The 10,161-nt window shown below is 45.5% G+C and carries 11 protein-coding genes and 1 riboswitch; all 11 genes read left to right on the top strand.

All coding sequences use genetic code 11. The features are described 5' to 3' along the window. A partial coding sequence (locus AC1DSE_RS22580) for an ATP-binding protein (protein ID WP_477528220.1) occupies positions 1 to 215 on the top strand: 215 nt, incomplete at its 5' end. 19 nt (positions 216 to 234) lie between these two features. Beyond that, positions 235 to 990: an RNA polymerase sporulation sigma factor SigF gene (sigF, locus tag AC1DSE_RS22575; protein ID WP_477528219.1), complete on the top strand. Its 756-nt coding sequence runs from the start codon at positions 235 to 237 to the stop codon at positions 988 to 990. Positions 991 to 1,105: 115 nt separating this feature from the next. Further along, the gene (locus AC1DSE_RS22570; RefSeq protein ID WP_477510528.1) at positions 1,106 to 1,756 is read left to right on the top strand and encodes a stage V sporulation protein AA; all 651 of its coding nucleotides are present in this window, start codon (positions 1,106 to 1,108) and stop codon (positions 1,754 to 1,756) included. Then, complete coding sequence (locus AC1DSE_RS22565; RefSeq protein WP_076271390.1) at positions 1,749 to 2,177, top strand: stage V sporulation protein AB; 429 nt, start codon at positions 1,749 to 1,751, stop codon at positions 2,175 to 2,177. The genes AC1DSE_RS22570 and AC1DSE_RS22565 overlap by 8 nt, the downstream gene beginning before the upstream one ends. Before the next feature lie 25 nt (positions 2,178 to 2,202). Further along, positions 2,203 to 3,849 (top strand): spore germination protein, encoded by a 1,647-nt coding sequence (locus AC1DSE_RS22560; RefSeq protein WP_477510529.1) that lies wholly within the window; start codon positions 2,203 to 2,205, stop codon positions 3,847 to 3,849. Between the two features lie 131 nt (positions 3,850 to 3,980). Continuing rightward, positions 3,981 to 5,312: a diaminopimelate decarboxylase gene (lysA, locus tag AC1DSE_RS22555; RefSeq protein WP_477528218.1), complete on the top strand. Its 1,332-nt coding sequence runs from the start codon at positions 3,981 to 3,983 to the stop codon at positions 5,310 to 5,312. A 53-nt stretch (positions 5,313 to 5,365) separates the two neighbouring features. Continuing rightward, positions 5,366 to 5,797: a peptidylprolyl isomerase gene (locus tag AC1DSE_RS22550; RefSeq protein ID WP_477510531.1), complete on the top strand. Its 432-nt coding sequence runs from the start codon at positions 5,366 to 5,368 to the stop codon at positions 5,795 to 5,797. 33 nt (positions 5,798 to 5,830) lie between these two features. Beyond that, positions 5,831 to 6,038: riboswitch (FMN riboswitch) on the top strand. A 219-nt stretch (positions 6,039 to 6,257) separates the two neighbouring features. Further along, on the top strand, positions 6,258 to 7,355 hold the full coding sequence (gene ribD, locus AC1DSE_RS22545) for a bifunctional diaminohydroxyphosphoribosylaminopyrimidine deaminase/5-amino-6-(5-phosphoribosylamino)uracil reductase RibD (protein ID WP_477510532.1): 1,098 nt from the start codon (positions 6,258 to 6,260) through the stop codon (positions 7,353 to 7,355). A gap of 95 nt (positions 7,356 to 7,450) precedes the next feature. Then, on the top strand, positions 7,451 to 8,110 hold the full coding sequence (gene ribE / locus AC1DSE_RS22540; protein ID WP_477510533.1) for a riboflavin synthase: 660 nt from the start codon (positions 7,451 to 7,453) through the stop codon (positions 8,108 to 8,110). 430 nt (positions 8,111 to 8,540) lie between these two features. Next, positions 8,541 to 9,776 (top strand): bifunctional 3,4-dihydroxy-2-butanone-4-phosphate synthase/GTP cyclohydrolase II, encoded by a 1,236-nt coding sequence (locus AC1DSE_RS22535; protein WP_076271384.1) that lies wholly within the window; start codon positions 8,541 to 8,543, stop codon positions 9,774 to 9,776. Between the two features lie 22 nt (positions 9,777 to 9,798). Next, the coding region (ribH, locus tag AC1DSE_RS22530) for a 6,7-dimethyl-8-ribityllumazine synthase (RefSeq protein WP_477528217.1) at positions 9,799 to 10,161 on the top strand (363 nt) is incomplete at its 3' end.

Genomic DNA, 10,161 nt, shown 5'->3' with positions numbered 1-10,161 from the left:
CCTTAACGGTGTCGGATAACGGTCGCGGAATTGAAGATTTGGAGCTTGCTCGTCAACCGCTTTATACGTCGAAGCCTGAGCTTGAGCGCTCTGGAATGGGCTTCACGATTATGGAAAACTTTATGGATCGTTTTGAGGTTTCAAGTCAGGTAGACGGCGGCACACGCGTAGCAATGCTTAAACGAATTGAATCGAAAAAAGCGCTCTACAATTAGCGTATAGGGGTTGAACCTCATGGATGTCAATCTAAAGCAGACGGCCCAGCCATACTTGGATGACGCGGAAGTGAAGCGGCTTATTGCGTTAAGTCAGTCCGGCGATACGCTTGCAAGGGATACACTCGTACAGTGTAATATTCGGCTAGTTTGGTCAGTCGTGCAGCGGTTCATCAATCGTGGTTATGAGCCCGATGATTTGTTCCAAATCGGCTGCATAGGATTGCTTAAATCAGTAGACAAATTTGATTTGTCTTATGATGTTAAGTTTTCAACTTATGCAGTTCCCATGATCATTGGGGAAATTCAGCGATTTTTACGCGATGATGGTACGTTGAAAGTTAGCAGATCCCTTAAGGAAACCGYCAATAAGGTGCGCAAAATGAAGGATGAGCTTTCCAAAACGTTAGGTCGATTGCCCACCATTAGCGAGGTTGCGGAGCGGCTGGGCATTACCCCAGAGGATGTTGTATTCGCTCAAGAAGCGAATAAGCCGCCAACTTCGATACACGAAACTGTGTTTGAAAATGACGGGGACCCTATCACTCTGATGGATCAAATAGCCGATGAATCTCAGGATCGGTGGTTTGACAAGCTTGCGCTTGTGGAAGCCATCGAAGGTCTAAGCGAGCGTGAACGATTGATTGTATATTTGCGGTATTACCGTGACAAAACGCAATCCGAAGTAGCGAGCAGGCTTGGTATATCACAGGTACAGGTATCACGGCTTGAGAAAAAAATATTGCAGTCCATCCGAGACCAAATCGCCCTTTAAGGCGGTTTGGTTTTTTTCTATTTTTTACCTCAATTTGCATGAGTATCCGAATCGTCCTTATATCATACTAAAAGGGAAACATACACCAACGTATCAGCAGAAGGGAAGTTGACAAATGGCAAAACCAAACCATTCGGTCCTCTATCTGCGTCTGAAAAAACGGATATACATGAAACCGAATCAACGCGTTTCCTTAGGCCAAGCAGCGAGACTGCTCGCAAAGGATGACTTGCTTGAGAACCGCTTGAAGGGGCTTGTTCTTTACGAGCACAAGAAGGCGGATGGCAATCGCGTCGTTATAGACTTGCTTCAAATCGTCAAAGCGATAAGAGAGCTTGAGCCGGGTTTAACTGTAGAAGCCTATGGTGACCCTCAAGTGCTCGTTATGGTGGCGGAGAAGCCAGTAAAACCGCGTATTGCAGTGCTTATTTTTTCGTGGCTGCTGCTGTTCTTTGGAGCGGGCCTTGCGATTATGAACTTTCATACGGATGTCAGTATGAAGGAGGTTCATATCCGAATTGTCGAACTGATAACGGGGAAGCGCACGGAGCATCCGCTATGGTTTCAAATCCCTTATTCTCTGGGCATCGGACTTGGGATGGTATTGTTTTTCAACCATTTATTCCGTAAACGATTCAATGAGGAGCCTAACCCGCTTGAGGTTGAGCTCTATATGTATCAAGAAAATGTAAATGCCTATGTCATCGCCGACGAAATGCGTAAAAAATCGGATTACGATCAAACGCAGGGGGACAAGCATGATTAGTGCTGCTGCTAATATTTTTATTGCTCTGCTAGGCTTGGCAGGGGGTCTTGCTGTAGGCAGTGGGTTGGTAGCATTGCTAATTGTCCTTGATCTCATTCCGCGGCTCGCTCAAGTTGCTAATGCTTACCGGATGTCAGTGTGGTTTGAGACCGCCGTCATATCCGGTTCGCTGTACTGGACCTTTGCTGATTTTATGAGCTGGAAGCTTTCGCTGCCTTCGGGTCTATTTTTAAGTGCTACAGGACTGATTGATGGCATGTTTGTGGGGATGCTCGCAGCAGCCTTGACTGAGGTAATGAATGTGCTCCCGATTTTGGCCAAAAGAATGAATTTATCTGCTTATATGGTCAGTCTCGTCATGGCAATGGTTCTAGGCAAAACGTTGGGCTCATTATTCGATTGGTTAGTATTTCAATGGTGATACAGTAAGGATGGGGTGAGCTAACATGAATGACAATGAAAATTTTCATGACAACGATAATGAACAAAATGGAAGACCTCCGTTTCTAGAAGTCAATGAGGATCAACAGAAAGAGGAATCGGGAGTTGCTCGAAACAAAACATCATTCGGTAGTGGAAATAAAAAAAACAATGTCAGCACAGCTGTTTCCAATAAGAACGGTAATAAGGACATAACTCCGATTCCGAGCGATTTGGATGAAGTTCTGATGAGATTGGAAAATGAGATCGGTTATAAAGTAAGCTTCGACGTTGTTGTGAGAGAGATGACGTTTGGCGAGAAGCGCACAGCAATGTTGTCGTTGAACGGTTTGGTTAAGGATACGCTGCTGTCAGATGTGCTCAAGCGATTAACGTATCTCCAACCCGAGGATTTATCTGCGGATGCCTTTCATTCTTTCCTTGATTTATATGTTCCTGCGGCGCAGGTCATAAAGGAAGACGATTGGAATAACATGCTGACGTGCGTGTTATCCGGTGTAACCGCATTGTTTATTGATGGTGAATCCAGTGTTCTCATGATTGATGCGAAGGCTTTCCCCGCAAGAGGACCAGAGGAGCCTTCGCTTGAGAAAGTTGTACGCGGCAGCAGAGATGGCTTCGTAGAAACGTTGATGGTCAACATTTCACTTGTTCGCAGGCGGTTGCGTGATCCCCAGCTGCGCTATGAAATTGTGCGGGTGGGCGATCGGACACAAACGGATGTTTGTATTGCTTATATCGACGATATTGTGGACAAGGAGCTGCTTAAGTCCGTCAAAGACAAAATCGCTATGGTGAAAATAGACGGGCTGCCGCTTGCGGACAAGCAACTGGAGGAGTCTACTGTAAAAAGGGGCTGGAATCCCTTCCCGCTTGTTCGATATTCAGAAAGACCCGATACGGTAGCTGCACATCTGCTAGAGGGTTCAGTTGCAGTATTCGTTGATACTTCGCCAAGTGTAATGACGCTGCCGACTACATATACCGATCTAATGCAGCATGCAGAGGAGAATCGACAAACACCATTTATTGGCACCTATCTGCGCTGGGTGAGATTTATAGGTATTTTGGCATCGTTGTTCATGCTGCCGTTATGGCTGCTGTTCGTCATGCATCCGGAAATGAAGCCTGTTGCTCTTGAGTTTATTGGTCCGAGTAAGACCGGCAAACTGCCATTAGTCGTACAATTTCTGTTAGCTGAGATAGGCGTGGATTTGCTGCGTATGGCTTCTGTTCATACGCCTACATCTCTCGCAACGGCTATGTCGTTAGTTGCTGCGATTCTCATTGGTGATATTGCCGTTAAGACCGGCGTCTTTGTAAATGAAGTTATTTTGTATATGGCGATTTCAGCGATTGGGATGTTCGCAACACCAAGTTATGAGCTTGGACTTGCGAATCGAATCGTAAGGCTCGTGTTAATCATATCGGTGGCCGCCTTCAGTGTGCCGGGTTTCGTCATTGCGACGACGGCAATTTTGTTGATGCTGATCAAAGAGCGCTCATTCAACCGTCCGTATATGTGGCCGATTATACCGTTTGATATGCACGCCCTTTGGAGCATTATCATTCGTCAGCCAGTCCTGTACAACCGGCAGCGCCCAAATATTTTGCGGCCTCAGCAGAGCGATAAGATGCCAAATACAGAGTAGATTCATAAAATGCAAATGAAATGTGGATTTATCCATTTCGTAGTCCGGGTAGATTGCGTTATACTAAACCTATTAATGCAAATTCTATCCGTTCTATCTGCATGCAGATAGAAGAAAGCTGAGGGGAAATTATGTACCTGCATGGAACTAGTAATATTAACGAAAAAGGACATTTGGAAATTGGCGGCTGTGATGTAGCTGATTTGGCTGCACAGTTTGGTACGCCACTATATATTGTGGATGAGGCTCTTGTTCGTAAGCGCGCAAGCGAGTATGTAGAAGCCTTCAAAGCATCAGGTCTTAGATTTCAAGTCGCATATGCAAGCAAAGCGTTTAGTGTAATGGCAATGTGTGCGATTGCTGAGCAAGAAGGGCTGTCGCTGGATGTTGTATCCGACGGTGAGCTTTACACAGCAATGCAAGCAGGCTTCCCTGCTGAACGTATCCATTTCCACGGCAACAACAAAACGCCTGAGGAAATCAACATGGCACTTGATGCTGGGATCGGCTGCTTTGTCGTTGACAATTTCATGGAGCTTGAGCTTCTGAATGCTCTTGCTGGCGATAAAGGCAAGAAAGTAAACATTCTACTTCGTATCACGCCTGGCGTTGAAGCACATACTCATGACTATATTTCTACTGGGCAAACGGATTCGAAATTTGGTTTCGACCTTGGCAATGGCGCGGCGAAACAAGCGATTCAAGAAGCGATTGCTTTGCCTAACCTGATTGTTTTGGGCGTTCATTCCCATATTGGATCACAAATTTTCGAAGTTGAAGGCTTCCGTATGGCTGTGGACAAGGTTGCTGATTTCGCGGTTGAGATTCGTAATGAGCTTAACCTAACGTTTAAAGTTATCAATCTTGGCGGCGGCTTTGGTATTCGTTATGTTGATGGCGACACACCATTGCCAATCAGCGAATATGTTGCGGCAATTACTGGCGCTATCATTTCGAAGTTTACAGATGCAGAGTTCCCATTGCYTGAGATTTGGGTAGAGCCAGGCCGCAGTATGGTTGGCGATGCAGGAACAACTTTGTATACAGTAGGTACAAGCAAAAATATCCCCGGTGTACGTAAATACATTGCTGTAGACGGTGGTATGACGGACAACCCTCGCCCAGCGCTTTACCAATCCAAATATGAGGCAGTACTCGCTAATCGTGCGAATGAAGCTGCTGAAGAAACGGTTTCCATCGCGGGCAAATGCTGCGAGAGTGGCGACATGCTCATTTGGGATTTGGAATTGCCTAAAGCAAAAAATGGCGATTTACTTGCTGTTTTCTGTACGGGTGCTTATAATTATGCAATGGCGAGCAACTATAACCGCATTCGTCGTCCGGCTGTCGTTTTCGTTAAAGATGGTCAGGCAGACCTTGCTGTTAAGCGTGAATCGCTTGAAAATATCGTTTGCAATGACGTCATTCCGGCAAGACTTCAAAAATCATCGCTTGCGAAATAAGAGCGAAATTGGTAACGTAGTCTTATTCGGATAAAAGAAAGGTAGATGCAGCAATGGCTAAACAAGCAAAAATCACACTAGCAAACGGCGGAGAGGTTCTTATCGATCTATTCGATCAAGACGCGCCGAACACAGTAGCAAACTTTGAAAAGCTTGCTAACGAAGGTTTTTACAACGGTCTTACTTTCCACCGTGTTATCCCTGGTTTCGTTGCTCAAGGCGGATGTCCAAACGGAACAGGTACAGGCGGTCCTGGATACCAAATCGATTGTGAAATCAACCCTAATAAGCATGAGCGCGGTTCTCTAGCAATGGCGCATGCTGGTCGCAATACAGGCGGCAGCCAATTCTATATCGGTTATGCACCACAACCGCATTTGGATGGCGGACATACTGTTTTTGGCAAGGTTTCAAAAGGTATGGAGTTTGTTGATGCTTTCAAAGGCGGAGACAAAATGGAAAAGGTTGAAGTCGAATCGATTTAATGTTAAGATACTAACTATAATATTGTAAGTGCAGCAATCCTTCGGGGTAGGTGAAATTCCTAACCGGCGGTGATCGGGAAGGCACAGAATATCGGATAACCGAATTTCTGTGCCTCTCGTCAGTCCGTGACCCGGTTTAAACGGCATTTTATCCAAGATTATTTGGATAGAATACGATTAAAACGGTGGACCTGGTGAAACTCCGGGACCGACAGTACAGTCTGGATGGGAGAAGGGGATGCTTCGACAGCTACAATTTACTGCTTATTTGTATGTGTTTTATTTCACATACATATTAGGTTAGTTTATTTAGTGTACTTTACAAACCGATTTCGCAATTTTGCGACGTAAGATAGCGACGGCTCTCAAAGCCGACAACATCGATCGGTTTTGTCGTAGTTCTCGTTTTATCTTTCATCACCCCTGTCGGATCGTATGCCGATGGGGGTGTTTTTTGTTTATGGACATTTTAAATGATGAATATTATATGGGATTAGCGTTAGATATGGCTGCAAAAGCTTCGGGTCAAACCGGCATTAATCCTGTTGTCGGCTGCGTCGTCGTAAAGGATGGTGCCATTGTCGGCATTGGCACGCATCTAAAGCGAGGAACTGGTCATGCTGAAGTGCATGCGCTTCAGATGGCGGGAGATGCGGCTGAAGGAGCAACCGTTTATGTAACATTAGAGCCATGCAGCCATTTTGGAAAGACACCTCCATGCTGTGAACGTATCATTGATGCGAAAGCTGCAAGGGTTGTAGTCGCAAGCGGCGATCCTAATCCAGCAGTGTCAGGCCGAGGCATTGCAAGGCTTCGTGAAGAAGGGATCGACGTTACGGTTGGCGTTTTCGAGCAAAGATCGCAGCAAATGAATGAAAAATTTAATAAGTACATTACGACCCGCCTCCCATTCGTTACTTTAAAAACTGCGAGTACGCTTGATGGCAAAATTGCTTCTCATTCAGGTGATAGCCGATGGGTGACTGGTGCAGTTGCTCGCGAGCAGGTTCATACGCTGCGTCATCAGCATGAAGCCATTATGGTTGGCATAGGAACAGTACTTGCGGACGATCCACTGCTCAATACGAGAGCATCTGTCCCTGCAATTGATCCGATACGGATTATCGTGGATTCAGCACTAAGGCTGCCGCTTAATGCCAGAGTTGTAACGGATCGCTCAATTAGAACGATTGTTTTAACTTCCAGCCAAGCTAGCTTGGACAATCGCCAAGCGCTTGAAGCAGCAGGGATTGAGGTCATCATTTGCGGTACGGGAGCAAAAGTAGATCTCAGTGAAGGGATGAAGAAGCTGGGGGAGCTTGAAATCGGCTCAATCTTGCTTGAAGGCGGAGGTCAATTAAATGGTGCAATGTTAGAGGCAGGTCTTATTGATAAAATCATGCTGTATTACGCGACCAAGATTATCGGCGGCTTGGATGCACCAGGTACATTTACTTTCGCTGGATTCGAAAAAATGGCCGATGCGATTTCCCTAGATCGAGTAAGCGTAGAAATGGCCGGCGAGGACATTTGCGTCTCGGGATATCCAGTTTATTAAGGATAAGGCGTTGAACAAATCTCTGGCATCATCGCAGGATTTATGTTGTTTTGAAGTAGGTTTGCTGCATTAGCGAACCTTTGAGGAGGAAACCCATGTTTACCGGATTAGTGGAAGAAGTGGGAAAGATGAAAGGAATCACGAAGCAAGGCGAGGCGATGAGGCTAGTCATCGGAGCATCCCTTGTTACTGATGGTGTTAAGCTGGGTGATAGCATCTCGGTTAATGGCGTTTGTTTAACGGTAACGTCGTTTGATGGTGCATCATTTGCAGCTGACGTGATGCCTGAGACTTATCGCAAGTCTAATCTTCATCAGCTTCGTGCTGGCGAACAAGTGAATTTAGAGAGAGCGATGCAAGCTGGCGGACGTTTTGGCGGTCATATCGTACAGGGGCATGTTGATGGAACCGGGAAAATAACTTCACGAGAAACGGATGCTAATGCTGTTGTTTATAAAATCCATATCGACGACGCAGACATGTTGCGTTATGTGATTCCAAAAGGCTCGATCACAATTGATGGCATAAGCCTTACTGTAGTGGATACATCATCACAAACGTTATCCGTATCGATTATTCCACACACATTAGGCGAAACGGCCTTACAGCATAAGCGTGCAGGCGATTCCGTTAATATCGAATGTGATGTCATCGGCAAGTACGTCGATCACCTGCTTCATTTCAAGCAGCCAGAAGCCTTGCCAGCCAAAGCCAAGCTCACTACATCTTTTCTAATGGAAAATGGTTTTTTGTAAATAAGTTAGTCAAGTATCAGTAGTGTCTAGTCTGGTTGTCATGAAAACTCGAGTGCTCAAACAGCAAGCCTGTCCCGCAGGGACGAAAGCGATCTTTAAAGTATTTTTATTTAATTGAACTAACAACTAGGCTGCTCAAACAGTAAGCGTGTCCCGTAGGGACGAAAGCGATCTTTAACCAATGTTAGCACACAGCCACCTGAGTCATGCCTACGTTAGTTCAATTGCAGGTGTCCAGAGGACGCAGTCCTCGGGGCCCTCCCTTGGAAGGGAGGGTTTGGGTGGGTTCGAAAAGCCTTTAAGGTTTGGTATTAGCCTTTAAGGTTTGGTATTAAACTGGTTTTAAACTGTAATTAAACTTAAAAATAACCTTTGAAGGCAAGGTAGAAGCCTTATAAAGGTTTGGTTGTCACAAAGGAGGGAAACCCATATGGAACAAACAGATAAAAAACCATTTGATTCAGTTGAAGCTGCTTTGGCGGATCTTAAGCTTGGCAAGCCGATTATTGTCGTTGACGACGAGGATCGGGAAAATGAGGGCGACCTTATTGCACTTGCTGATACAATGACGCCTGAGGTCATTAACTTTATGATTACAGAGGCTAGAGGTCTTGTGTGTGTTCCCATTACGCAAGAGCGAGCAGACCAGCTTGACCTTCCGCCAATGGTTACGCATAATACCGATTATCACGGGACGGCATTTACCGTTTCCGTTGATTATATTGGAACGACTACTGGGATTTCCGCATTTGAACGCTCAGAAACGGTTAAAGCGCTCATTGATCCAACGACGAAAGCAGCAGATTTCCGCAGGCCAGGTCATATTTTCCCCTTGATTGCAAGACCCGGTGGCGTACTCCGTCGTGCTGGACATACGGAGGCGGCTATAGATTTGGCGGTCATGTGCGGTTCGGCGCCTGCAGCAGCGATTTGTGAAATCATTAATGAAGACGGCACGATGTCTCGTTTGCCAGATTTGCTTGTCTTTAAAGAAAAGCACAATCTGAAGCTCATTACGATTCAAGAGCTGATTCAATATCGCAACGAGAAAGAAAAGCTTGTTGAGCGAGCAGTTGATGTGAAGCTGCCAACTGATTTTGGCACTTTCCGCGCTATTGCTTATACAAATTTAGTGGATAACAAAGAGCATATCGCTCTCGTTAAAGGCGACATCGATCCTGAACGTCCCTTGCTTGTGCGGGTTCACTCTGAATGCTTAACCGGCGATGTTTTTCATTCGCATCGTTGCGACTGCGGACCGCAGCTTGAAGCGGCGCTTAAACAGATCGAAGAAGCAGGCAGCGGCGTTCTGCTTTATATGCGCCAAGAGGGCAGAGGCATTGGTTTGATTAACAAATTGAAGGCCTATGCACTGCAAGAAGAAGGTTTTGATACGGTTGATGCTAATTTAAAGCTTGGCTTTCCGGCAGATTTGCGCGATTATGGTATAGGCGCACAAATTTTGAAGGATCTTGGCGTTCGCCAAATGCGGTTGATGACGAACAATCCTCGGAAAATTAAAGGTCTTGAAGGCTACGGACTAGAGGTTGTAGAACGTATTCCTATACAAATGGAGTTAAAGGAAGATAATAAAAGTTATCTCCGCACAAAGAAATCTAAGCTTGGTCATTTACTTAGCTTTGAAGATATTGACTACATCATTTAAAATAATGGAAGGAAGATGACAAATGACACGAATTTATGAGGGACATTTAGTATCAGAAGGTTTAAAATATGGAGTAGTAGTAGGACGTTTTAACGAGTTTATTTCAAGCAAGCTGCTTGGAGGCGCACTTGATGCTTTCAAACGTCATGGCGCACAGGATTCAGATGTTGAGGTAGCATGGGTGCCGGGAGCGTTTGAAATTCCTTTAATCGCGCAAAAAATGGCAGAAAGCGGAAAGTATGATGCTGTCATTACGCTTGGCGCTGTTATTCGTGGTTCAACACCGCATTTCGATTTTGTTTGCAACGAAGCAGCAAAGGGTGTTGCGGCAATCGCTTTGAAAACAGGCATTCCGACTATTTTTGGTGTATTGACTGTTGATTCG

The organism is Paenibacillus sp. 01L418, assembly GCF_056400045.1.
Note: the sequence above shows the minus strand (reverse complement) of the source record. Positions and strands in the feature narration are given on the sequence as shown.